Source organism: Methylobacterium iners (assembly GCF_022179305.1).
GTDB lineage: Bacteria > Pseudomonadota > Alphaproteobacteria > Rhizobiales > Beijerinckiaceae > Methylobacterium > Methylobacterium iners.
This window is the reverse complement of record NZ_BPQP01000006.1, coordinates 54,414-78,130: the sequence shown is the minus strand read 5'-3', so window position 1 is coordinate 78,130 and position 23,717 is coordinate 54,414. Positions and strand designations below refer to the sequence as shown.

Sequence of the window (23,717 nt, the reverse complement as noted above, 5' to 3'; positions counted from 1 at the left end):
AGGTGAACGAATGCCGGATTTTGGAGCAGGTTCCGACTCAGGCCACCTGAACCACCGTCCGACCCCGCGTACCGCCGGCCAGGATGCGCTCCCCAAGGCCACCGACCTCGAGAAGGCTGACCGTCGTCGTCATCGCAGCAAGCTTGTCGAGGTCGAGCTCGCTGGCGAGCCTCGCCCAGGCCTCGCGCCGCTTCCTGCCCGGGGTCGTCACGCTGTTGATCCCTAGGAGCGAGACACCGCGGAGGATGAAGGGCGCGACGGAACTCGGCAGATCCATCCCCTGCGCGAGTCCGCAGGCCGCGATCGCCCCATCGGCCTTCGTCGCGGCGAGGAGGTTCGCGAGCGTCGTGGAGCCGACTGCATCGATCCCGGCTGCCCAGCGTTCCTTGGCAAGCGGTTTGCCCGACTCCGAGAGTTGAGCCCGGTCGACGATCTCGGCGGCGCCGAGCGATTTCAGGTAGTCCTCCTCGTCGGCGCGTCCTGTGGAAGCCAGCACGTGCCAGCCGGCGCGCGCCAGCAGCGCCACCGCCACCGAGCCGACGCCGCCCGAGGCGCCCGTGACGATAGCCGGCCCGTCCTTGGGGGTGACGCCGTGATGCTCAAGCGCCATCAGGCACAACATGGCCGTGTAGCCCGCGGTACCGATCGCCATGGCTTGGGCCGGGCTCAGGCCCTCCGGCAGCGGCACCAGCCAGTCGCCCTTCACCCTCGCCTTCTCGGCGTAGGCGCCGAGATGCGTCTCGCCGACGCCCCAGCCGGTCAGAACCACGGTATCGCCGGGGCGGTACTCAGGGTGGTCGGAGGCCTCTACGACTCCCGAGAAGTCGATGCCCGGAATCATCGGGAAGCGGCGCACGACCGGCGAGTGGCCGGTCATGGCGAGCCCGTCCTTGTAATTCAGGCCCGAATGAGTGACCCGGACCGTGACGTCGCCGTCCATTAGATCGGCCTCGTCGAAGTCGTGGAAGCTGAGCGACTGGCCCGCCTCGGCCTTCTCGATCACCCAGGCCTTGAACGTTGGCATCGGTACCTCCCCGCGTCCGGGGGAGGTGTGGCGCGAAGCCTGCGAATCAAGACGGCTCCGAACCTCCTCGGTCCGGAGCCGGACTAATCCCCGATCGGAGCTCAGTAGCCGTCGTAGATGCTGCCCTTGTAGAAGCCGAGGCCGACTCCGATGTCGAATGAACTCGCACCCGTGATGCCCACCGCATCGGGAATTGAACCGATGCCCTCGTCGTAGCTGGCGTAGCGCCCGCTGTATCCGCCGGCATGGTGGTGGCCGGCAGGCACCCAGCCTGCACGGGCCGGCTCGACGAGCACGCGCCGCCGAACGCTGGCATACTCCGCGGGAACGACCTCCGGGATCGCACGACCCGGCTCGACGAGCACGCGGCGGTGCCGCACGGAATATTGCGGCGGGATGTTCACCCAGCAGCCTACGAGCTGGCCGTGATGGTCGCGCTTGGTCTGCCAGACCCGGCCGCCTGGTGAAACGAGGACGCGCTCCGAGACGGTGTCGTAGACCGGCGGCGTGTGGCGATAGACCGTCGTGGCCGGGCGGACCAGGACCCGCTCGGAGACCGAGCCGTAGACGGGCGGCGTCGAGACGTGACGGTAGCACTCCTTGCCACCGCAGCCGCCGGCCTGCGCGGCCGAGGCGAGCAGGCTGCCGGCCAGGGCGGCCGAGAGAATGGTGAGACGGGCGACCGGTGCGGCCATGGCGACTTCCTCGGGCTGAAACGCGATTACGACGAACGCGCCGCGTGCTGGCGCTGATCTCGACGTAGTAGAGGCCGCGAAGTTGCTCGAGGTGCAAGCTCTATTGCAGATTAGGGTAAAATTAACCCTATGCTTAAACCACTTAAGCAGTGAAGTGCTTAGGTATTCATTTTCAGGAAGTCGTAAGAACGGCTGCAGCGGGGCGCTTACGTCTGCCCGCGCTTGAGCTGGTAGAAGATGTGTCGACCGATCACGTCCTTCCGCGTCAGGCGCCGCGACCAGCCCGGCTTGACGTAATCCGCATGGTAGTGCGTGGCGCCCCCGACCTCGCTCAGGTAGGTCCGGCCCTCGATCACGGCGCTGGCGATGCGGGTGGCGGTCTGCCACGACGGGCCGTCGGTGATGCGCAGGGACTTGCCCTCGCAGGCGAAGGAGAACTGACAACCCATGTAGCGGTGCCGGTTCTGGTAGACGACGCCGCATACGTTGGTTGGATAAAGCCCGCTTTTCACGCGGTTGAGCACGACCTGCGCGACGGCGGCCTGCCCGTCCTCCGGCTCGCTACGCGCCTCGAAATAGACGGCCTCGGCAAGGCAGCGCTGCTCGCGGTCCATGGCGTCCGGATTGATGAGGTCGGCGTAATGACGGCGCGTATCCGCCAGGGGCTCGGGGCGCGCTTCATCCCTGCGGTCCGGCTTGGGCGAGAAGCCCGGGATGAAGAGGCTGGCAGCGGCGACCTCGATCGGCGTCGCGTCGGCGGGCGCCGGCGTGGTCGAGGAGAGCGCCACGGCGCGAGGAACGGCGGGGGTCGAACCGTCGGATGTCGTGATCGTGTCCCTGGGCGATGCGGGGACCAAGCCGGCCTCAGCCTCCCCTTCCATACCCGAACTCGGCTCGTGGCGCTCCGCCCGCGGGGTGGAGCCGTTCGCCAGCGGCGGGAGGGGTAGAGGCGCGGTGGCTCGGGCAACGGACCACGCCTGAGACGTCAGGGTGGCTGGTGGGTGGGTCCCGGCATTGGCCGTCAGCGAGACGAGAACCCCGATCGCCGTAGCCCAGGGCGCAACGGCCTGGCTGAGCCAGCGCAGACCGGACTTCCTTCGAACCCGTCTCGTACGCACGACCCGACTCGCCCCAGGATGTCGCCTATCGCCCTCCTCCGCGTCGCGGTGGCCGACAGGTCACATTCCAGTTTTCGTCGCGTAAGGTTGAAGCCGGGTTAAACGAACCGAATAATCGGGTCGTGATCGGAGGCTTATCGCCCGCCCGGCCTTCCGTGCGTCGCGGCAAAGGCTGCGACCAGCGTCGTCACGCTTCCCGATTCGGCCCCAGCAATGCGTTCGGCATCGGCGGCGCTCTGCGTGGCGACCGCGAAGATCAAGAGTGCCGCCGCGACGAGGCCACCGAGACTGGCGACGAGCCCGAGATAGGCCTGCTCCGCGACCTTCGGAACACCGGGATTTGCTGTTGCCGTGATGGAGAAGAACGGAGTCTGGCTTAGGTCGCTCATGGCCGCCATACCCGCTCGATGATGCCGCTCGCAGGTTCCACGCGAGCAAGCGTCGCGGGATCTCCCTAGCACCTAACGTGTGGCCTCGGCATCGGTTCAGCCCGGCCCTGAATTTTTCTGCACCGGCTTTTTTGTCCAACACCAGAGGCTCGGATGCCGCCAATGCGCATTCGGCTTCATGCTTCCTTTATTGCTCTATGTTTATTTTGATGCTGTTTTCGAACGCATGGACGCATGAAGATCGAGCAACCCCAGCCTGGGTCGTCCGGAGACGTCGATCGTCAAGTACGACGTGATCAGTCCGTCGCGACCGTACGGTCCCAACTGAAGTCGGCGCTGCCCTCCAATGTCGTGGTCGCGGCGGTGACAACACCGATACTGGCAAGCCTGCTCCCTGCTGCGATCGTGAGCGGCTGGCTCTTGGTTCTCGTCCTCGTCAGTCTCCGCCGCTACCTCGTTCTCCGACACGCGGTTGAGGCCGGCGTCGTGGAGGATCGCCCGGACCTTGCGCTCACCCTCACCGCCGCGGGCGCCGCGTTCGCCGGGCTGACATGGGCCGCGCTCCCGATGCTGTGCGACGCGATCAATTCCGAGCATCCCAGCATCCTCCTCTTCGTGCTGAGCGGCTTGGCTGCGGGCGCCGTCGCGCTGTCACCGACACATGCCCTGACCTCGATGGCCTTCGCCCTGCCGATCCTCATGTCCACGGCAGCCGGGCGCCTCCTCATCGGCGATTCGATGAGCCTGCTCTTCGCCGTCGTCACCGTGTTCTTCACCCTCATGCTGGCGCGGTCCGCGCTGCTCGCCGAGCGGACCTTCTGCGAGGGCAGCCGGACCAAGCATGCGGCCACGGCGCTTGCCGCCGCCTTGTCCCGCGCCAAGGCCGAGATCGAGGCGAAGGCTGAGATGCTGGGCATTCTTGCCAGCCAGGACGCCTTGACCGGCCTGTCGAACCGCACGGCCTTCTCCCAAGGCATCGCCGATCGCCTGGGCGAGGTGAACGACCGCCGCGGCGCCCTCCTTCTGCTCGACCTCGACAATTTCAAGCTCGTCAACGACACGCTGGGCCACGGCTCCGGCGACGACCTGCTCGTTCAGGTGGCGGACCGGCTGCGCGAGGCCGTGGGCGAGGATGCGCTTGCGAGTCGGCTTGGGGGTGACGAGTTCGCGATCTTGATTGATGACGGCACGCCGCCCGAAGAGGTCGCCAGCCGCATCCTCGATCGCGTCACCCGCCCGCTGATGATCGGCGGGCGCAGCGCCAGCATCGGGGTCAGCATCGGCATCGCCTGTTTTCCTGATCATGGCAGGACCACGCAGGATCTCATGCTGAGGGCCGATCTTGCACTCTACGCGGCGAAAGCGGGCGGCCGGCAGCGCTTCTACCGGTTCGACAGCTCGCTTCAGCACGCCGTCGCGATCCGCCGCGACATCGAACTCGACCTCGCGAATGCGCTGGCCGAGGGCGAGATCGAGGCTTGGTGCCAGCCGCAGCTGTCGCTGTCGGATCGCAGCATCGTCGGGGTCGAGCTGCTGATCCGCTGGAAGCACGAGCGCCATGGATGGATCGCACCGCCCGACATCGTGGCCGCCGCGGTCTCGACGCGTCAGTCGGAAGCCCTCACCCTCCACGTGGTCTCGGAAGCCTGTCGCCTGATCAGGGACCTGCAATCGCAGGGCCATCCGGACGTGACCGTCGCCGTCAACGTCTCTCCCCAGGAACTCGGGTCCTATCCCCTGGCCGAGCGGATCGCCGAGCGTCTGGTCGCGTTCGGCGTGTCCGCCCGGTCGCTGGAGATCGAGATCACCGAGGAGGCCGCGCTCGCCGGCGAGAGCGCGACGCGGGAGATCAACGCCGTGTCCGCGCTCGGCCTGCGGATTGCCATCGACGATTTCAAGGCCGGCTATTCCTCCCTGGCTTCGCTGCGCGCGCTCCACGTCGAGCGGATCAAGATCGATCGCAGCTTCGTCACGAACATGGCCGTACAGGAGGGCAACCGCGTCCTCGTCCAGGCCATTCTGGGCATCGGCCGGGCGCTCGGCCTCGAGGTCGTCGCGGAGGGCGTCGAGAGCATGGACGACGCCCTGCTGCTCACCCGCTACGGCTGCCATATCGCACAGGGCTACCACCTCGCCCGGCCGATGCCGCGGCGCGATCTCGACACCTGGATCGAAGCGCGGGGGACGAACGTCGCGTCGGAGCACGCTCACTACGCGCTCCGGCGCCTGTCCTCCTGATCGCCGCCTGTCGCCCTCAGGCCTTCTTGGCCAGGGCGGCCTGAGCCGCGGCGAGCCGCGCGATCGGCACGCGGTAGGGCGAGCAGGAGACGTAATCGAGCCCCACGGACTGGCAGAACTCGATCGAGGCCGGATCGCCGCCGTGCTCGCCGCAGATGCCAAGCTTGATGTCGGGTCGTACCGCCCTGCCCCGCTCGACGCCGATCCGCACCAGTTCGCCGACGCCTTCCTGATCGATCGAGATGAACGGGTCGGCCGACAGGATGCCCCGCTGCGTGTAGGGGCCGAGGAAGGTCGCCGCGTCGTCGCGCGAGATGCCGAGCGCGGTCTGCGTCAGGTCGTTGGTGCCGAAGGAGAAGAACTCCGCCGTCTCGGCGATGTCGCCGGCCCGCAGCGCGGCACGCGGCAGCTCGATCATGGTGCCGACCTGATAGTCGACCGTGCTGCCGGTCTCCTCGGTCACCGCCTTCGCCATGGCGTCGATGCTCGCCTTGACGAGGTCGAATTCCATTTTGGTGAAGACGAGGGGCACCATGACCTCCGGCGTCACCGGAGCGCCCGTATCCTTGGCGGCCTTCACGGCGGCCTCAAAGATCGCGCGCGCCTGCATCTCGGCGATCTCGGGGAAGGCGATGGCCAGGCGGCAGCCGCGGAAGCCGAGCATCGGATTGAACTCGTGCAGCTCGGTCATCCGCCGGCGCAGCTTCTCCTCGGAGACGCCGGTGCTCCGCGCGACGTCCTGCACCTCCTCGTCGGTATGGGGCAGGAACTCGTGCAGCGGCGGGTCGAGCAGGCGGATCGTCACCGGCAGGCCGGACATGATCGTGAACAGCTCCACGAAGTCCTGGCGCTGGTACGGCAGGATCTTGGCGAGCGCCGCGCGCCGGCCCTCGGCATCGTCGGCGAGGATCATCTCGCGGACGGCCAGGATGCGGTCGCCCTCGAAGAACATGTGCTCGGTGCGGCACAGCCCGATGCCTTCGGCACCGAAGTTGCGCGCGGCGCGAGCATCGGTCGGCGTGTCGGCATTGGCGCGGATCTTCATGGTGCGGACCTTGTCCGCCCAGCCCATCAGGGTGGCGAACTCGCCCGACAGCGACGGCTCCAGCATCGCGACCTCGCCGAGCAGGACCTGGCCCGTCGAGCCGTCGATGGTGATCTTGTCGCCGGCCTTGAGCACGGTGCCCGCGACCGTGAGCGTGCGCGCCTTGTAGTCGACCCGGACCGTGCCGGCGCCCGAGACGCAGGGCTTGCCCATGCCGCGTGCGACGACGGCCGCGTGGCTCGTCATCCCGCCGCGGGTCGTCAGAATGCCCTCCGAGGCGTGCATGCCGTGGATGTCCTCCGGCGAGGTCTCGACGCGCACGAGGATGCACTTGCGCTCGGCCTTGCGGGCGGCCTCGGCATCCTCCGAGTTGAACACGATCTCACCCGTCGCGGCGCCCGGCGAGGCGGGCAGGCCGGAGGCGATGACCTTTCGCTCGGCCTTGGGATCGATGGTCGGATGCAGCAGCTGGTCGAGGGCGGCGGGCTCGATCCGGCCGATCGCCTCCTCCTGGGTGATCAGGCACTCGGCCGCGAGATCGACGGCGATGCGCAGCGCCGCCTTCGCGGTGCGCTTGCCGTTGCGGGTCTGGAGCATCCAGAGTTTCCCATTCTCGATGGTGAACTCCATGTCCTGCATGTCGCGGTAATGGGTCTCGAGGAGCCCGTAGATCCGCACCAGCTCGGCGTAGGATTCGGGCATCGCCCGCTCCATCGAGGGCTTGTCGGACTTGGCCTCGATCCGCGCCTTCTCGGTGATGTCCTGCGGCGTGCGGATGCCAGCGACGACATCCTCGCCCTGCGCGTTGATCAGGAACTCGCCGTAGAGCGCCCGCTCGCCGGTCGAGGGGTTGCGGGTGAAGGCGACGCCGGTGGCGGAGGTGTCGCCCATGTTGCCGAACACCATGGCCTGGACGTTCACCGCCGTGCCCCAGCTCTCGGGAATGTTGTTGAGCTCGCGGTACTTCTTGGCTCGCGGGATCATCCAGGAATTGAACACGGCGCCGATCGCGCCCCAGAGCTGATCCTCCGGGTCTTGCGGGAAGTCCGAGCCGTGCTCGTCGCGGACGATCTTCTTGTAGGTCGCGACGAGGGTCTTCCAATCCTCGGCGCCGAGCTCGGTATCGAGGCTGACGCCGCGAGCTTCCTTGTAGTGCTCCAGCGCCTCCTCGAAGGCGTGGTGCTCCACGCCGAGCACCACGTTCGAGTACATGGTGATGAAGCGGCGGTAGGAATCGTAGGCGAAGCGCGGATCTCCCGCGCCCTTGGCGAGCGCCTCCACGGTCACGTCGTTGAGGCCGAGGTTCAGCACGGTGTCCATCATGCCGGGCATCGAGGCGCGGGCACCGGAGCGGACCGAGACGAGCAGCGGATTCGCCGCGTCGCCGAAGCCCCGGCCCGTGAGCGCGCCGACGGCGTCGAGGGCGGCCTGCACCTCGGCCTTCAGCTCCGCCGGGTATTGGCGGCCATGATCGTAGTACCAGGTGCAGACTTCGGTCGTGATGGTGAAGCCCGGCGGGACGGGCAGGCCGAGATTGGACATCTCGGCCAGGTTGGCGCCCTTGCCACCGAGAAGGTTGCGCATCGACGACTGGCCCTCGGCCTTGCCGTCACCGAAGGAATAGACCCACTTCGCCATCATCGTCCGTCCGCTTTTCTAACGAGAGATGCGAGCGTCACAGCTCTCCAGGCGCGGCTTGGATCATGTCATGTTGCAACGCAAGATGAACATGGCCGCGCAATCAAAAGGTGCGACGCCCCTCACCTTCGGCCGTCGGCACCTGATCGCCGGCAGCCGAGCTTCAAGATAGGGCGCGGAACACGCCCAGGCCAATCAGCCCGACGGCGATGAGGTAGAACGCGACGATGTAATTGAGCAGGCGGGGCATGATCAGGATGAGCACGCCGGCGGCGAGCGCGATGATCGGCTGAAGGCTTGAGAGCGTGATGGTCATGACGTGCCTCTGTCGAAGGAGGCTCCCTGTCGCGCCTGGCGGCGCCGCTTGCAACAGCCGATCCGGCCCGACGCCGCCTCGAATGCCCTTCCACAGGACTCTGGCGGCAGACCGGAACTTCGCGCGGCAGGGCCGGTTCGATCCCCGACGGCGCACCGGCTGGCCGACGCCCGGAGAGCAGCCCGCAGGGACATCCGATCGAGCCGCGGTGCGCGTTCGACCTGACACCGAAGGAGAGCGATCATGGCCAAGGAAAAGACGCTTCACGACGCCTTCCACGAGACCCTGAAGGACGTCTATTACGCCGAGCGGCAATCGGTGAAGGCGCTCAAGAAATCGGCGAAGGCCGCCGAATCCGACGAGTTGCGTCAGGCCTTCGAGACCCATGCCGAGGAAAGCGCGCATCAGGTCGAGCGCCTGCAGCAGGTCTTCGAGATCATCGGCAAGACCGCCCGCGGCAAGACCTGCGAGGCGATGCAGGGGCTGACCGCGGAGATGGAAGAGGATCTCGAGGATTTCGGCGAGACTCCCGCCGCCGACGCGGTCCTCGTCGGCTGCGCGCAGGCGGTGGAGCACTACGAGATCGCCCGCTACGGCACCCTGAAGACCTGGGCGGGTCAACTCGGCTACGCCGACGCGGCCAAGCTCCTCGACGAGACCCTTCAGGAGGAGAAGCGCACCGACGCGCTTCTCAGCAAGATCGCCGAGCGCATAAACGTGAAGGGCGGTGCCGGCGGCAAGGCCGCCTGAGCGCTAAGCCCCTCACCCGACACGCGGAGCGGGCTGCCGAGGGCCGCCCGCTCCGCCGCTCGACCTGAAAGCAGGTGTTTTAGCCGGGCGATTACCAGGAACAACGCCTTCCCGAAAAGATTGGTCGCGGAGTCCACTCGCGGCTCACGAGGAAAGTCCCGATGTTCCTTCGCACAGATAAGCTTCTGACCGAACTTCCCATGCCAAAGAAGCAAGATCCGAACGCGGGCTCCGCGCTTCAGGAACTTCTCGGCGGAAAATACGGTGAGATGTCGACTCTGAATAACTATATGTTTCAGAGTTTTAACTTCCGCAGCAAGGCAAAGCTTCGCTCGATCTACAATGTGGTTGCGAGCATCACCGCCGAGGAGCTCGGCCACGTCGAGCTGGTGACGACGGGCGTCGCGATGCTCAACAACGGTCCGGACGGCGACGAGACGGGCGGTGCCGATATCTCGAAGGCTCCCTTCGAGGACATGAAGAACATGCGCGATGCCGCAGCCTTCATCTCACGCGGCGGCGGCGGCTTCCCGACCGACAGCAACGGGATTCCGTGGAACGGCAGCTACGTCACGTCGACGGGCAACGTCATCATGGACATGCTCTTCAACTTCCATCTCGAGTGCGGCGCCCGCGTGCACAAGCTGCGGACCTACGAGACGATGACCGAGGCGGTCGGCCGCGAGGTCTGCGGTTATCTCCTGGTGCGCGGCTCGGTCCATGCCCACGCCTACGCTCTGGTGCTGAAGAAGCTCACGGGCGTCGAGATCGAGAAGATGCTGCCCACCCCCAACATCAACCTCGACAAGATTCCGGAGTGCCGGAAGTACCTCGGCGAGGGCAAGCACCGCATCCTCTACACCAATTCACCGAGCGATTATAAAGAGATGGCCGGCATCTGGGGCAATGGCGAGATGGCGCTGCCCGGTGATCCGCCCGGCGAACTCGAGGTGGTCGAGGGCGCTCCCGATGGCGGCCGGGTTCCGGATCTGCAGGGCATGGCCCCCGCCTTCGCGCCGGAATACGCGCCCGAGGAGATGTTCGAGATCGCCTCGAAGCTCTACCAGAAGTCGCGCTGAGGCGATCGCGCCGGCGGTGCCCTGCGCGCCGCCGGCTCAGACCCGATAGCGACCGTTGCGCTTCACGAGAACGGTCGTTCCCACGGGCACGCGTTCGTAGAGATCGACGATATCCTCGTTCAGCATGCGGATGCAGCCGGACGACATCTGCTCGCCGATGCTCCAGGGCTCGTTGGTCCCGTGGATCCGGAACAGGATGTCCCTCCCGCCCTGGTGCAGGTAGAGGGCACGGGCGCCGAGCGGATTGTCGACGCCGCCCTCCCGCAGTCGCGGCAGGTCACGGTTGAGCGAGACCATCGTCGTGGTCGGCCGCCAATCCGGCCAGACGCCCTTTCGGCCGACCGTGGCTTGGCCCTTCCACGAGAAGCCGAGCTTGCCGACGCCGACGCCGTATTGCACGGCCGTGCCGTCGTTCTGGACGAGCCGGAGCTGGCGGTCGTCGATGTCGACGACGATGGTGCCGGGCCGCTCCGGCCCCGTGTAGCGGACCACCTGACGACGATATTTCGCGTCGAGCCGGTTCGTGTCGACGAGCGGCACGTCGTGCGGCTTGTCCGGCATCGTGCCGATGTACCAGGCCGACTCGTCGTCGACGGCCGCGACCATCGGTTGGTGGGTCTGGCAGGCCGCGAGGGGGGCGATGGCGAGGAGGCCGATGAGAAGACGGCGGGTCGTCATGGGGATACCGCGGGCATTCTTGAGGCGACGGAACATGGCTTTGAGTAGCGTTTCGCGACCCGATCGGCTGTGACCTTTGGGCCGCAGAAGGGGCTCAAGGCATCCGCGGGCCCGCGGCAATCGTCACGGTCCCGCCTCGCTGCGGCGATGCTTCCGCCCTATTTCGGTACCTTGGCGGGAGACGGAGCGGAGCCATGGTCGATACACCGGTGGCCGACACCGAGACATTGCCCGTCGCCGAGGTGGAGGCGACGCTGGCGCAGCTCGGTCCGGCGGTCCACCTCGACCATTGCGTGATCCACGTCTCCGACTGGGACCGCGCGACGGCCTTCTATCGCGACGTCATCGGCGCCGAGGTGATCCCGGTCGGCGCCGGCGTGGCCTACCGTTTCGGCGGCGTGCAGCTGAACGTGCACGGTCCCGGCAAGACCGTCGAGCCGCTGGCCCGAAAACCCGTCATGCCGGGCGGCAGCGATCTCTGCTTCCGCTGGTCGGGACCGATCGAGGGCGCGGTGGCACATCTCGCCGCTCACGGCGTGGAGGTCGAGCTCGGCCCGGTCGAGCGGCAGGGCGCGGCCGGAGCGGGGCTCAGCGTCTATTTCCGCGATCCGGACGGATCGGTGATCGAGTTCATCACCTACCCGGAGCCGTGACGCCTCAGTCGCGCCGCTGCGCCGCGAGCTGCTGGTTCGTCTGTTCCAGGCGAAGCGCGAGTTCGCGCATCACCGCGATGGCGATCGGCGGGAACTGCGCGAGCAGTTCGAGGAACACGGCCCGGTCGATACGCAGGGCCGTCGTCGCGACCTCGGCCGTGACCGTGGCCGAGCGCGGCTGGTCGGCCAGGATGCCCATCTCCCCGACCAGGGCGTTCGCGCCGAGCAGGGCGAGCCGGAACGGCCCCGCCGGGCCGTCGATGGTCACGGCGGCGGCGCCCTCCAGGATCAGGTAGGCGGCATCCGCCGCATCACCTCGGGCGAAGAAGGGCTGCTCGGCCTCGAAGTGAACGCGCTCGCTCGTGAAGGCGAGGAGCTTCAGGCGGGCGGGCTCGACCCCCCGAAACAGGGGGACCTGCCGGAGGGAGGAAACCTCGGTATCGAGGGTCATGACGGGCTCCGCACGCGCCCCCGGGGGGATCGCGCCGCATCCATGCGGGTTGCGGGCCGGTTGTCCAGTCCCGCACTTCCGTCATCCTCCGGTTCAGGCGATGGCGAGAGCCGCAGATCCGCGCGAGCCAGCGCCGACGACCACGAGAGTAGCTCCGATCCCGATGAACGCCGTCGCCATGCCTCCGCCGATGATCCCGCGCCCGCATCAGGTCGAGGCCTGCCGGGCGATCCTCGCGGCCCGTGCCGCCGGACGGCCGGGCTTTCTCATCGGCGACATGACGGGGCTGGGCAAGACGCTCTCCGTCTGGGCCCCGCTGGCCGCGATGCCGGAGCAGGAGGTGCTCATCGTCTGCCCCAAGGGTGCGATGCCGCAATGGCGCCGGACGATCGCGCTGTCCGGGCTGGCGGCGAAGTCCGTGACCCTCGTCAACTACGAGCGCACAAAGTCCCTGATGGCGCCGCCGCCCGCCAGCAGCCGACGCTCGACGCGGGCGAAGAACAACGAGCTGGCCCGCCACGGCCGTCCGAAGCGCGCCTTCGCCCTCGTCGTCTTCGACGAGAGCCACCGCCTGCGAAACCCTTACGCGCAGCAGAGCCTCGTCTGCCGGCAGATCGCGGATGGCGCGGCCTTCACCATCTACATGAGCGCGACGGCCGGCCAGGCGCCCCACGAGCTGTCCTATCTCGGCGCGCTGCTCGGCCACGCCGCCGGGACGCCGGCAGGGACCCTGGCCGAGTTCCGCGAACTGATGAAGCGCCTCGGCATCGGACGTGCCAGGGGCCGTTGGACGAACTGGTCTTGGACCGCGAACGCGCGCGACTGCGCGGTGATGGCCGACCTCCTCTACAAGGGCGAGCGGGCAATCGGCATGAGGCGCAGGCCTGCCGACATCGCCGGATGGCCCGAGGTGCTGCGCGAACTCGCGCCCACCGCGCTCTCGCGGGACGAGCGGCGGCTCTACGACGCGACCTGGCGGGAGTTCCGGCGGGAATGGGGTCTGGCCGGCGGCAGCACCCGACGCCCCACCGGCTGGGCGGCGGACCTCCGATTCCGGCAGAAGGCGAGCCTGCTCCGGGTTGCGGGTACGGCCGACTTCGCCGAGACGCTCCTCGACGACGGGCTCCAGATCGCGGTCTCGGTGGCGTTCCTCGAGACGGCGACCGCCCTCGTCGAAACCTTCGAGCGCCGCGGCTGGCGCGCGGGCCGGATCGACGGAATCCGCAGCGGTGAGGAAAACGAGGCGACGCGGATCGCCTTCCAGACCGGCGGCCTCGACGTCGTGGTGTTCACGGTGAGCGAGTCGATCTCGCTCCACCGGAACGAGATGCCCGGCGGCGAGCGCCCGCGCGCCCTCGTGATCCACGACATGCGCCACAGCGCCATCCAGCTCGCGCAGATCGAAGGGCGCTGCCACCGCGACGGCGAGGCGGCCACGATCTACTTCGCCTTCGCGGAGGCGACGGTCGAGGAGGCGATCACCGCGACGGTACTGCGCCGGATGGCTTCGATGGATGCCATGGCGGGCGAGGACACCACGCTGCTGGACGCGATCTCCGCGATCATCGCGGAGACGCCGGAGGCAGGGTAACGACACGCATCGGCGGCGATGATCCTCGCCGTTGGGCCGCCCTCGATGTCATTCCGGGTCGCCGCAGGCGAGCCCGGAATCCAGAGCCGCCGCCGTGGCAGGCTGGGAGACCGTCAGCGGTTGTGGGTTCCGGGCTCTGCTTCGCAGCCCCGGAATGACAAGGTTAGGTGTGAAAGCGGGCAGCTCTCACTCGTCAAACCGGCTCCCAGCCAGCGCTCCCCGCCGGCTGCCGGAACGCGCCGGGCCCGAGATCGGCGTAGCGCAGGAAGATCTGGAGCGCCGGCTGCATCTCGCGATGCAGGTTTCGCAGGCGAAGCTCGAACTCTTCCGACATGATGGCGCGGCCCTCCGCATCCTTGTCCGGAGGCTCGCCCAAATGGACCGCCATCTCGACCGTGTGCCAGGTCATGTGGCCGTAGGGCCGCTTCGGATCGACGCCCGGAACCTCGTACTCGTCGTCCCAGGTGAGGCTGAGATGGGGAATCAGCCTCAGGTGCTCGTCGGTCACGTCGAAGGTGATGTGCTCGGGCGTGACCCCCGTCTCCTCGTCGCGGAAGACATCGAAGACGTCGCTCTCCGGGAGCTTCGCCAGGGTGTTGTGGTAGGCGTAGCGACCCGGCTTCAGCGTGGCGTTCTGCAGGAACAAGGCCAGCGCATCGCCCAGCGCCCGGTGCTCCTCGTCCGCGCCCTCGTCGTCGCCGGTGACGTTGAAGATGTCGCCGTCCCGGTCGCTGCTGCCGTAGGGGGCGTCCGGGTGGACGATCGGCGCCCCGACCTCGGTGCCGTTCCAGGCAATCACCATCCGGCGGATGAGCGCGATCCGCTCCAGCGTGAGTTCAAAGGTTCTCGCGTCGTCCATGCCTTGCGCCCTGCCCCATCCATCGCGGGGGCTCTATGGCACGAAGCCTCAGCGCATGCAGCCCATCAGGCCGGAGACGCCGCCCATCCTGGACTGGATGCGGCCGGCCAGCGCCTTCACGCCGCGCGAGGGTTTTCCGGCGCTGCGGGCGATCGGATTCGGCAGGGTGGCCGCCAGCAGCGCCGCCTCGCCACGGGTCAGGTCGCGCGCGGATTTGCCGAACCAGTGCCGGGACGCGGCCTCCGCCCCGAACACGCCCTCCCCCCATTCGGCGACGTTGAGGTAGATCTCCATGGTGCGGCGCTTGCCCCAGACCGCGTCGGCCGCGACGGCGAGCGGAATCTCCAGCGCCTTGCGCAGGAACGAGCGGCCGGGCCAGAGAAAAACGTTCTTCACCGTCTGCATGGTGATGGTCGAGGCGCCTCGGCTCGGCCCCTCCTCGTCGTCGACGACCTCACGCAGGGCGTCCCAGTCGACGCCGTTATGCAGGCAGTAGCGCTGGTCCTCCGAGGCGATGACGGCCTGGACGAGGAAGGGCGACACCGCCTCGAACCCTACCGCGCTGCGTGCCACGGGCTGCAGCGTCAACCATCGGCCGAGCATCAGGGTTGAGGGCGGGGTCAGCGCGCTATAGACGAGCGCCAGGGCAAGCGTGAGGGCGAGGGCGATGACGGGCAGGAGCATGATCAGGCTCACGACCCGCCGCACGCCCCAGCCTCGGCGCGGTCGCCCGGGGGGCTTCAGCGCATGCGGCCCGCGCCTGGCGAGGGGTGCGGCGTCCTCCTGCGCCTCCTGAATGCCGCCCTCCCACGTGATCCGACAAGCCCGAAGGCGCCATTGACGATGACCTCAACGCAAGGAACGCACGCTCCGGTCAAGGTGCCCGCCGGCGATGATGCATTTTCCCACAGACTTGCAGCCGTGGCGGACGCCGTCGAGGCCTTCCTGGCCGAGCGCCTGAGCGACGAGGTCCAGCCCGGCGAGATCGCGCGGCCTCAGCGCCTGATGGAGGCCATGCGCCACGCCGTGCTAGGCGGCGGCAAGCGGCTACGCCCCTTCCTCGCCGTCGAGACCGCCCGCATGCTCGGCGGCTCGGAATCCGGCGCTCTCGCGGCCGGTTCGGCGATCGAGCTCGTCCATTGCTACTCCCTCGTCCACGACGACATGCCGGCGATGGATGACGACGACCTGCGCCGCGGCAAGCCGACCGTCCATAAGGCCTATGACGAGGCGACCGCCATCCTCGTCGGCGACGCGCTTCAGACGCTGGCCTTCGAGATCCTGGCCGATCGCGCCTGGCAGCCCGACCCCGCGATCCGCGCCGACCTCGTGCTCGGCCTCGCCCGATCCTCAGGGCTCGGCGGCATGGTCGGCGGCCAGATCCTCGACCTCGGCGCGGAGGGGCGCTTCGGCCCCGTCTCCCTCGACGTCGACGACACCCTCCGGCTCCAGGCCATGAAGACGGGAGCGATCCTCGCCTTCTCGGTCGATGCCGGCGCCCTCGTCGGTGGCGCGACGGCGGATCAGCGGGCGGCCCTGCAGCGCTACGGCCTCGCGCTCGGCCAGGCCTTCCAGATCGCCGACGACATCCTCGACCGCGAGGCCTCGCCCGAGGCGATGGGCAAGGCGACGGGCAAGGACAAGGACGCCGGAAAGGCGACCCTCGTCGACCGGCTCGGCCTCGACGGGGCGCGGGCCGAATGCGACCGTCTCGTCGGCCTCTGCGAGGAGGCCGTCGCGGCCTGGGGCGGAAAGGCCGAGACGCTTCGCGAGGCGGCGCGGTTCACCGTGGCGCGTAAGGTGTGAGGCGATCTCTCCTCCCCCTTGCGGGGAGGGAAGCGCGAGGCGACAGGCCGGACGCCACTACCCGATTGTCGAGATGGGCTCAGTAACTCCATGACCACCTACAACCTCCTCCTCCTGCCCGGCGACGGCATCGGTCCCGAAGTGATGGCGCAGGTGTCGAAGGTGCTCGACGCGCTCGGCCGGGCCGGGATCGCCCGCTTCGAGACCGAGACCGACCTCGTCGGCGGCGCCAGCATCGACGCGCATGGCGTGCCCCTGACGGACGCGGCGCTGGCGCGCGCGGACGCGGCCGACGCGATCCTGCTCGGTGCCGTCGGCGGGCCAAAATGGAACGGCGTCGCCTACGACAACCGGCCCGAGGCCGGTCTCCTGCGGCTGCGCAAGGACCTCGGGCTGTTCGCGAATCTGCGGCCCGCCATCTGCTACCCGGCCCTCGCGGACGCCTCGGCCCTGAAGCGGGAGCTCGTCGAGGGTCTCGACATCATGATCGTCCGCGAGCTGACAGGCGGCGTCTATTTCGGCGCGCCCAAGGAGATCACTGTCCTGCCCGACGGCACGAAGCGGGCCGTCGACACGCAGGTCTACACGACGGGCGAGATCGAGCGGATCGCGCATGTCGCGTTCGACCTCGCCCGCAAGCGCTCCGGCCGCGTGGCCTCGGCCGAGAAGCACAACGTGATGAAGTCGGGCGTGCTCTGGAAGGAGGTCGTGACGGCCGTCCATGCCGCGCACTACGCCGAGCTCGAGCTCGAGCACGTGCTCGCCGACAATTGCGCCATGCAGCTCGTGCGCAGGCCCAAGCAGTTCGACGTGCTCGTCACCGACAACCTGTTTGGGGACGTGCTCTCCGACGTGGCCGCCATGCTGACGGGGTCGCTGGGCATGCTGCCCTCGGCCTCCCTCGGCGCCGTCGATGCCAAGGGCAGCCGCAAGGCGCTCTACGAGCCCGTGCACGGCTCGGCGCCCGACATCGCGTGCCAAGATCTCGCCAATCCGCTGGCGATGATCGGCTCGCTGGCGATGGCGCTGCGCTACTCCTTCGGCCTCGGCGAGGCGGCCGACCTACTCGACGGGGCGATCAAGGACGCGTTCGCCGGCGGCGCCCGGACCCGCGACATCGCGGCGCCGGGCGCGCAGGCCGTGGGGACCGCCGCCATGGGCGACGTGATCGTCGCGGCGCTCGCGGCCCGCATCGTCTGAGCTTTCCGCAACGCAGGCCCTGAGAACGCGAAGAGGGCGCCGGCTGGTTCAAGCCGGCGCCCTCTTCATGCGTGGAGACCGTGGGCCGCGCGCCTAGTAGGGCGCGCCGTAGCGCGACACGTAGGAGGTCGGGTCGATCACGTCGATGCCCGAGAAGTCCACGTTCCGGATCGCGCTGGAGCGCGCGCCGATGAACGGGCCGTTGGTGATCGGATCCGGCAGGATGCCGCCGCCGAAGCGGTCGTTGCGGCCGTAGGGCGGGTTTGCGAGGTAGCTCGCGGTGATGAGTTGCGGATCGGTCGCCGGGTTGCGCACCGAGCCGTTGCCGCGCTCGACCACGTTGCCGGCGTCGAGCCAGCTGCGGGGACGGATGCGGATCGGCAGCGGCTCGCTCACGCGGTAGCCGGCCGGCGCGTAGCGTCCCTGGGCTTCGGCGGCGGTGTTCATGCCGACAGCGGTGAGGGTCAGGGCGCCCATCAGGGCGAGGGTGGCAGAGCGCATGGGGCACCTCTTTGAAGATCAGGAAGCCTGGAGCCCTCCCGAGGGAGGCCCGCGGCGTTGGTGAGAAGACGTCTTAGCGGAGCCGTTGTTCCCGACTTATGGCCGAGCTTGCGCGGATTGCCGCAATTGCGCCTCAATTTTTCGTGTGCGGCGGAGGGCACCCTCGCCGGCCCCGACCGGCGGGGCGGAGGTGTCGCGGCAGAGGGGATCGCGCCGGGTCTCGTAGGTCTTGAACGCAACCTCTACGAACGGCTCAGCTTGGCCGTTCGGGACGAGCTTGTCGAGGGTGCAGGCGACGGCGCGCGGCTCCGGCGGCTGGCCGAGCGGCGCGCAGAGCCAGCCGTCGATCCGAATCGGCGCGGTGCCGATCCCGGCGAACGCCGTGCAGATCCTGTGCCCCTCCCCCGCGAGCGTCGCCTCGAGGGTCTCGACGGGACCGAACTTCGTCTCGAGGCGCCCACGCTGGCCGGTCCGGGCGACGGCGAGGCCGTGCCCGTCCGCGGCGCGGCGCACGAGCGTGAGGAACAGCTTCGGCGCCGCCCCGGCGGCCAGGCCGTGCGTCACCGTGAGGCGCATGAACGGGGCCTCGATCGCGTCGAACGCGCCCTGGATCAGGACGTCCTCGCGCAGGCCCGTCGTCGGGTCGAGGCGGCTCGGCCCGAGCCTCACGGGCTCGAAGGCCTGCGCGTCGTCGATGCGGTAGCGCGGCGCGGAGGCCGCCAGCGGTATTGCCGGGCGCACGACCGCCGACGAGGGCACGAAGGCGCCGGTGGTGACGGGCTCCGGCACGGCGCGAGCGACTTGCCCGGGCGGCGTGCCTTCGAGTGCGAGCAGGCTCAGAACGCCGATCAGACCCGCCGCCGCGACCACCCGGCCGAGCAGGCGGGGAGCCCCGGCCTTCGCCAGAAGCCCGCGCGACGGGGCACCTTCCGCGGCGTCGGTCTCGGTCTCGATGGTTCGATGCATCATCTCGTCAGCCGCGGCGCGCCGGCTTGGCCGGCCTTGGCCGCACCATCGCCCGGGGGATGCGGCGATCCGGTTTCGAAGGGCGGCGCGGCGCGGGCATTTCCCGATTTGCGGTAAATGAAAGGTTTCGGCCGCTGTCGCGGCGCTGGGTTGCGGCGGGAGATCGGTGCCGCACGCGCCGTCGGCTCCGCGCGCCGGTGGCGCCGGAGGGATGGCTGGCAAGGGGTGACGCGGGACGCCGCGGAACCACCTGGGATGTAGGACAATGCCGGTCCCCGGCGTCTCACAGCACGAGGGTCACCCGAACTGCCTTCGCGTCCCGGTGTGTCGGCGGCCCTCGCCCTGCGCCAGCGCTGAACCCCGCCTTCGGCTGCACCCTTGACAGCCGCGAGAGCGCGGCGTCTTGCTCCGCGCCGTCGAAGGTCCCATGTCGCGTGTCGGGCGACGGGAAGGCCTGGACCCGGATGCGGGGCCGCGGTGGACACCGTGCCGCCTCCCTGATCCGCCAGGTTCGGCGCGGGCGCGATGCCCCAAGATCGAATGCTTCATGCTGCCCGATCCCGCTCGAAGGCGAGCGTCGCTCGGCATCGAGGCGAGAGCATTGTTGTCGTGTCGGATCGAGGCCCGGAAACCTTCGGTCCGATGCGTGCGAAGCGGAGTGGGTGAGATGGGTTACAAGGTCGCCGTCGTCGGTGCCACGGGCAATGTGGGCCGCGAGATGCTGGACATCCTGGCCGAGCGCGCCTTTCCGGCCGACGAGGTCGTGGCGATCGCCTCGCGGCGGAGCCAGGGCCAGGAGGTCTCGTTCGGCGACAAGATTCTGACGGTCAAGGCGCTCGACACCTACGACTTCTCCGACACCGACATCTGTCTGATGTCGGCCGGCGGCGAGACCTCGAAGGAATGGTCGCCCCGCATCGGCCAGCAGGGCTGCATCGTCATCGATAACTCGTCGGCCTTCCGCTATCACCCGGACGTGCCGCTGATCGTGCCCGAGGTGAACCCGGAGGCGATCAACGGCTTCTCCAAGCTCAACATCATCGCCAACCCGAACTGCTCCACCGCGCAGCTCGTCGTGGCGCTCAAGCCGCTCCACGACGTCGCCAAGATCAAGCGCGTGGTGGTGGCGACCTACCAATCCGTCTCCGGCGCCGGCAAGGACGCCATGGACGAGCTCTTCCAGCAGACCCGCTCCGTCTTCACGGCCGGGCAGATGACGATGGAGAAGTTCCCCAAGCGGATCGCCTTCAACGTCATCCCGCAGATCGACGTGTTCATGGACGACGGCTCCACCAAGGAAGAGTGGAAGATGGTCGCCGAGACCAAGAAGATGCTCGATCCCAAGATCAAGCTGACGGCGACCTGCGTGCGGGTGCCGGTCTTCATCGGCCATTCGGAGGCGGTCAACGTCGAGTTCGAGCACCCGATCTCGCCCGAGGAGGCGACCGCGATCCTGCGCGCCGCGCCGGGCATCCTGATCGTCGATAAGCGCGAGCCCGGCGGCTACATGACCCCGCACGAGGCGGCCGGCGAGGACGCGACCTACATCTCGCGCATCCGCGCCGATTCGACGGTCGACAACGGCCTGTCGTTCTGGTGCGTGTCGGACAACCTGCGCAAGGGCGCCGCGCTCAACACCGTGCAGATCGCCGAGATGCTGGTGAACCGGAAGCTTTTGGGCAAGACGCGACAGGCGGCTTGAGCGCAGGCCGGGTACGCGACGCAGGGCCGTTCGCGGCCGCGCATGACGTGTGACGAGGCCGGAGCACCGCAACCCAGACCAGGGTCGGTGCTCCGATCGGGCGCATTGTTTCTGCCGGAAACCTGCTCACATCATCGCGCAACACCGAACGGGCATGACCGGAGCTCCCGCAGTCCGTGGAGCTCGGCAATCGTGTCGATCGACCCTCGTTTCAGCCAGCGTGACCCCGAACGGCCGCCGGTCACCGAAATTGCGTTCCTGGTCGTCGTCATCGTCTGGCTTTTGGCGATTGTCTTCTCGGATGAGCCGGCGCCGTCGAACAGGCGGTTCAGCGATTGAGGTTGCGCGGCCTCGTATCGACCGACGACGCGAACGCCGAAATTGCTTGAAATCCAAGGCGGACGAGGCTACGTTCCCTCCATCAGTTCTGGTTGCAGTCGCGAGGCTGCGGTTCGGGAGTGGGCCCCACCGGGTCCGCTCTTTTTTATTGCCGCAAGCCTCCCCGACCGGATCGCGCCCGAAACGGGCCACCCGAGCACGGCATGGCGGAGACCACCGAGACACGTCTGATCACCGAGACCGGGATCGCCGCGCGCGTCGTGCAGGTGATCGAGGCCTCGATCGAGGGGCTCGGCTACCGCCTGGTTCGGGTCAAGGTGACGAGCACGAACGGCTGCACCGTCCAGATCATGGCCGAGCGGCCGGACGGCAGCATGTCCGTCGACGATTGCGAGACCGTGAGCCGGGCGATCTCCCCGCTCCTCGACCTCGAGGACCCGATCGGCAAGGCCTATTACCTCGAGATCTCCTCGCCGGGCATCGACCGGCCCCTGGTGCGCGCCACCGACTTCGCGCGCTGGGCCGGCTACGAGGCCAAGATCGAGCTGAGCACGCCGCTCGACGGCCGCAAGCGCTTCCGCGGGATCATCGGCGTGCCGAACCCGGACGGGCTGACCGTGCCGATCGACCTGCCCGACGTGAAGCCCGGCCTGCCGAGCCGGATCGACCTACCCCTGCGCAGCCTCGGCGACGCCTATCTCGTCCTGACCGACGAGCTCGTGCGGGAATCGCTGCGCCGCGGCGGCCCGCCGGTCCTCGATGAGGACGACGAGGACGAGGAAGAGGTCGAGGCCCCGCCGGAGCCGCCGAAGAAGGTCTCGCGGCCCTTAAAGCCCAAGGCGTCGGCCAAGCCGAAGCCGGACAAGATCGAGACCGAAGCGAGCCTCGCGGCCAAGGCGAGAAACAAGGCCAAGCCCATCCGCACCAAGGCGGTGCGGGTCAAGGAAGACGGCAAGCTTCACTGACCATCCCGCCGCCTCGCATCGATGCGGGGCGGCGCCACATCCTACGACGAAGAGAAGGACGAAACCGATGGCCGTCGTCAGTGCCAACAGGCTCGAACTCCTGCAGATCGCGGACGCGGTCGCCCGCGAGAAGGTGATCGACCGCTCGATCGTCATCGACGCGATGGAGGAGGCCATCGCCAAGGCCGCCCGCTCCCGCTACGGCGCCGAGACGGACGTCCATGCCGAGATCGACCCCAAGACCGGGGCGCTTCGCCTCTCGCGCCACCTGCTGGTGGTCGACGAGGTCGAGAACGACGCCCGCGAGATCACGCTGGCCCAGGCGCAGCGCTACAATCCGGGCGCCCTCGTCGGCGACGTCATCTCCGACACCCTGCCGCCCTTCGATTTCGGGCGCGTCGCCGCCCAGTCGGCCAAGCAGGTCATCGTCCAGAAGGTCCGCGACGCCGAGCGCGACCGCCAGTTCGACGAGTACAAGGACCGCATCGGCGACATCGTCAACGGCCTCGTCAAGCGCGTCGAGTACGGCAACGTCATCGTCGATCTCGGCCGCGGCGAGGGCATCGTGCGCCGCGACGAGATGATTCCTCGCGAAACGTTCAGGCCGGGAGACCGCATCCGCTCCTACCTGTTCGACGTGCGCCGCGAGGTGCGGGGACCGCAGATCTTCCTCTCCCGCTCGCACCCGCAATTCATGGCCAAGCTCTTCGGCCAGGAAGTGCCCGAGATCTACGACGGCATCGTCGAGGTGAAGGCCGTGGCCCGCGACCCGGGCTCGCGCGCCAAGATCGCCGTGATCTCGCGGGACGGCTCGATCGACCCCGTCGGCGCCTGCGTCGGCATGAGGGGATCGCGCGTGCAGGCTGTCGTCGGCGAGCTGCAGGGCGAGAAGATCGACATCATCCCGTGGTCCGAGGATCAGGCGACCTTCATCGTGAATGCGCTTCAGCCCGCTGAGGTCGTCAAGGTCGTGCTCGACGAGGAGGCCGACCGCATCGAGGTCGTGGTGCCCGACGACCAGCTCTCGCTCGCCATCGGCCGGCGCGGCCAGAACGTGCGGCTCGCCTCGCAGCTCACCGGCTGGGACATCGACATCCTGACCGAGGCCGAGGAATCCGAGCGGCGCCAGAAGGAGTTCGCCGAGCGCACCCAGATCTTCATGGAGGCGCTGGACGTCGACGAGACGGTGGGTCAGCTCCTCGCCGCGGAAGGATTCCGCAGCGTCGAAGAGATCGCCTACGTCGAGCCGGGCGAGCTCGCCAACATCCAGGGCCTCGACGAGGAGAGCGGCACCGAGATCCAGGCCCGCGCCCAGGATCACCTCGCCCGCGTCGAGTCCGAGTTCGACGCCAAGCGCCAGGAACTCGGCGTCGCCGACGAACTGCGCGAGATCGACGGCATCACCACGCCGATGCTGGTGGCACTGGGCGAGAACGACGTGAAGACGATCGAGGACCTCGCCGGCTGCGCGACCGACGACCTCGTCGGCTACACGGAGGGCCGCGGCCCCGAGGCGACCCGGCATGCCGGCTACCTCGACGGGTTCGAGATCTCGCGGACGGAAGCCGAGGGCATGATCATGGCCGCCCGCCTGAAGGCCGGCTGGATCGACGCGCTGCCGGAGCCCGAGGCGGCCGAGGACGAAGCCGCCGAGGTCGTGTGAGCCCATTCCCCTCCCCTCGCGGGGAGGGGTAGGGGTGGGGGTGGTTCCACT

At 68.5% G+C, this 23,717-nt stretch carries 23 protein-coding genes; 11 read left to right on the top strand and 12 right to left on the bottom strand.

Translation table 11 applies throughout. The annotated features are described in order from the left end of the window. Positions 1 to 37: 37 nt before the first annotated feature. The 4 genes from acuI to MFF55_RS02180 form a co-directional block, all read right to left on the bottom strand. On the bottom strand, positions 38 to 1,024 hold the full coding sequence (gene acuI, locus MFF55_RS02195; protein WP_238242437.1) for an acrylyl-CoA reductase (NADPH): 987 nt from the start codon (positions 1,022 to 1,024) through the stop codon (positions 38 to 40). A 101-nt stretch (positions 1,025 to 1,125) separates the two neighbouring features. Beyond that, positions 1,126 to 1,719 (bottom strand): hypothetical protein, encoded by a 594-nt coding sequence (locus tag MFF55_RS02190; RefSeq protein ID WP_238242436.1) that lies wholly within the window; start codon positions 1,717 to 1,719, stop codon positions 1,126 to 1,128. A 206-nt stretch (positions 1,720 to 1,925) separates the two neighbouring features. Beyond that, on the bottom strand, positions 1,926 to 2,837 hold the full coding sequence (locus tag MFF55_RS02185) for a cell wall hydrolase (protein ID WP_238242435.1): 912 nt from the start codon (positions 2,835 to 2,837) through the stop codon (positions 1,926 to 1,928). A 134-nt stretch (positions 2,838 to 2,971) separates the two neighbouring features. After that, positions 2,972 to 3,226 carry a hypothetical protein gene (locus MFF55_RS02180; RefSeq protein WP_238242434.1) on the bottom strand — a complete coding sequence of 85 codons (255 nt, stop codon included), beginning with the start codon at positions 3,224 to 3,226 and terminating at the stop codon, positions 2,972 to 2,974. Positions 3,227 to 3,631: 405 nt separating this feature from the next. On the opposite strand from MFF55_RS02180, the gene MFF55_RS02175 reads away from it, so the two are divergent. Next, on the top strand, positions 3,632 to 5,464 hold the full coding sequence (locus MFF55_RS02175; protein WP_238242433.1) for a putative bifunctional diguanylate cyclase/phosphodiesterase: 1,833 nt from the start codon (positions 3,632 to 3,634) through the stop codon (positions 5,462 to 5,464). A gap of 16 nt (positions 5,465 to 5,480) precedes the next feature. Here MFF55_RS02175 and ppdK read toward each other — a convergent pair whose 3' ends face one another. Together ppdK and MFF55_RS02165 are read right to left on the bottom strand one after the other, a co-directional pair. Continuing rightward, entirely contained in the window at positions 5,481 to 8,147 is a 2,667-nt protein-coding gene (gene ppdK, locus MFF55_RS02170) for a pyruvate, phosphate dikinase (protein WP_238242527.1), read from the bottom strand. A gap of 163 nt (positions 8,148 to 8,310) precedes the next feature. Continuing rightward, positions 8,311 to 8,463 carry a DUF3096 domain-containing protein gene (locus MFF55_RS02165; RefSeq protein ID WP_238242432.1) on the bottom strand — a complete coding sequence of 51 codons (153 nt, stop codon included), beginning with the start codon at positions 8,461 to 8,463 and terminating at the stop codon, positions 8,311 to 8,313. 240 nt (positions 8,464 to 8,703) lie between these two features. On the opposite strand from MFF55_RS02165, the gene MFF55_RS02160 reads away from it, so the two are divergent. Both MFF55_RS02160 and MFF55_RS02155 read left to right on the top strand, forming a co-directional pair. Further along, positions 8,704 to 9,213, top strand: a complete 510-nt coding sequence (locus MFF55_RS02160; RefSeq protein WP_238242526.1) for a YciE/YciF ferroxidase family protein — start codon at positions 8,704 to 8,706, stop codon at positions 9,211 to 9,213. Positions 9,214 to 9,374: 161 nt separating this feature from the next. Further along, the gene (locus MFF55_RS02155; protein WP_238242431.1) at positions 9,375 to 10,292 is read left to right on the top strand and encodes a manganese catalase family protein; all 918 of its coding nucleotides are present in this window, start codon (positions 9,375 to 9,377) and stop codon (positions 10,290 to 10,292) included. 36 nt (positions 10,293 to 10,328) lie between these two features. Here the strand turns inward: MFF55_RS02155 and MFF55_RS02150 are convergent, their stop codons facing one another. Next, complete coding sequence (locus tag MFF55_RS02150) at positions 10,329 to 10,970, bottom strand: L,D-transpeptidase (protein WP_238242430.1); 642 nt, start codon at positions 10,968 to 10,970, stop codon at positions 10,329 to 10,331. 209 nt (positions 10,971 to 11,179) lie between these two features. Between MFF55_RS02150 and MFF55_RS02145 the strand changes: the two genes are divergently transcribed. Next, positions 11,180 to 11,623 carry a VOC family protein gene (locus MFF55_RS02145; RefSeq protein WP_238242525.1) on the top strand — a complete coding sequence of 148 codons (444 nt, stop codon included), beginning with the start codon at positions 11,180 to 11,182 and terminating at the stop codon, positions 11,621 to 11,623. Positions 11,624 to 11,627: 4 nt separating this feature from the next. Here the strand turns inward: MFF55_RS02145 and MFF55_RS02140 are convergent, their stop codons facing one another. Next, positions 11,628 to 12,074 (bottom strand): Crp/Fnr family transcriptional regulator, encoded by a 447-nt coding sequence (locus tag MFF55_RS02140; protein WP_238242429.1) that lies wholly within the window; start codon positions 12,072 to 12,074, stop codon positions 11,628 to 11,630. A gap of 163 nt (positions 12,075 to 12,237) precedes the next feature. On the opposite strand from MFF55_RS02140, the gene MFF55_RS02135 reads away from it, so the two are divergent. After that, positions 12,238 to 13,665, top strand: coding sequence for a DEAD/DEAH box helicase family protein (locus MFF55_RS02135; RefSeq protein ID WP_238242428.1), 1,428 nt, complete (start codon positions 12,238 to 12,240; stop codon positions 13,663 to 13,665). Positions 13,666 to 13,858: 193 nt separating this feature from the next. Here the strand turns inward: MFF55_RS02135 and MFF55_RS02130 are convergent, their stop codons facing one another. Together MFF55_RS02130 and mtgA are read right to left on the bottom strand one after the other, a co-directional pair. Beyond that, the gene (locus MFF55_RS02130; RefSeq protein WP_238242427.1) at positions 13,859 to 14,524 is read right to left on the bottom strand and encodes a hypothetical protein; all 666 of its coding nucleotides are present in this window, start codon (positions 14,522 to 14,524) and stop codon (positions 13,859 to 13,861) included. Positions 14,525 to 14,572: 48 nt separating this feature from the next. Then, complete coding sequence (mtgA, locus tag MFF55_RS02125; protein WP_238242524.1) at positions 14,573 to 15,208, bottom strand: monofunctional biosynthetic peptidoglycan transglycosylase; 636 nt, start codon at positions 15,206 to 15,208, stop codon at positions 14,573 to 14,575. 159 nt (positions 15,209 to 15,367) lie between these two features. On the opposite strand from mtgA, the gene MFF55_RS02120 reads away from it, so the two are divergent. After that, positions 15,368 to 16,330, top strand: coding sequence for a polyprenyl synthetase family protein (locus MFF55_RS02120; RefSeq protein ID WP_238242426.1), 963 nt, complete (start codon positions 15,368 to 15,370; stop codon positions 16,328 to 16,330). A gap of 90 nt (positions 16,331 to 16,420) precedes the next feature. Next, complete coding sequence (gene leuB / locus MFF55_RS02115; RefSeq protein WP_238242425.1) at positions 16,421 to 17,530, top strand: 3-isopropylmalate dehydrogenase; 1,110 nt, start codon at positions 16,421 to 16,423, stop codon at positions 17,528 to 17,530. Positions 17,531 to 17,623: 93 nt separating this feature from the next. Here the strand turns inward: leuB and MFF55_RS02110 are convergent, their stop codons facing one another. Further along, a complete protein-coding gene (locus tag MFF55_RS02110) occupies positions 17,624 to 18,031 on the bottom strand; it encodes a hypothetical protein (RefSeq protein ID WP_238242424.1) in 408 nt (135 codons plus the stop codon). A 96-nt stretch (positions 18,032 to 18,127) separates the two neighbouring features. After that, the gene (locus tag MFF55_RS02105; RefSeq protein WP_238242423.1) at positions 18,128 to 19,000 is read right to left on the bottom strand and encodes a hypothetical protein; all 873 of its coding nucleotides are present in this window, start codon (positions 18,998 to 19,000) and stop codon (positions 18,128 to 18,130) included. 664 nt (positions 19,001 to 19,664) lie between these two features. On the opposite strand from MFF55_RS02105, the gene MFF55_RS02100 reads away from it, so the two are divergent. From MFF55_RS02100 to nusA, 4 genes are all read left to right on the top strand, one after another. Beyond that, entirely contained in the window at positions 19,665 to 20,699 is a 1,035-nt protein-coding gene (locus MFF55_RS02100; RefSeq protein ID WP_238242422.1) for an aspartate-semialdehyde dehydrogenase, read from the top strand. A gap of 192 nt (positions 20,700 to 20,891) precedes the next feature. Beyond that, positions 20,892 to 21,038 (top strand): hypothetical protein, encoded by a 147-nt coding sequence (locus MFF55_RS02095; protein WP_238242421.1) that lies wholly within the window; start codon positions 20,892 to 20,894, stop codon positions 21,036 to 21,038. 203 nt (positions 21,039 to 21,241) lie between these two features. Further along, complete coding sequence (rimP, locus tag MFF55_RS02090) at positions 21,242 to 22,003, top strand: ribosome maturation factor RimP (RefSeq protein WP_238242420.1); 762 nt, start codon at positions 21,242 to 21,244, stop codon at positions 22,001 to 22,003. A 67-nt stretch (positions 22,004 to 22,070) separates the two neighbouring features. Further along, the gene (gene nusA / locus MFF55_RS02085) at positions 22,071 to 23,666 is read left to right on the top strand and encodes a transcription termination factor NusA (RefSeq protein WP_238242419.1); all 1,596 of its coding nucleotides are present in this window, start codon (positions 22,071 to 22,073) and stop codon (positions 23,664 to 23,666) included. Positions 23,667 to 23,717: the final 51 nt, after the last annotated feature.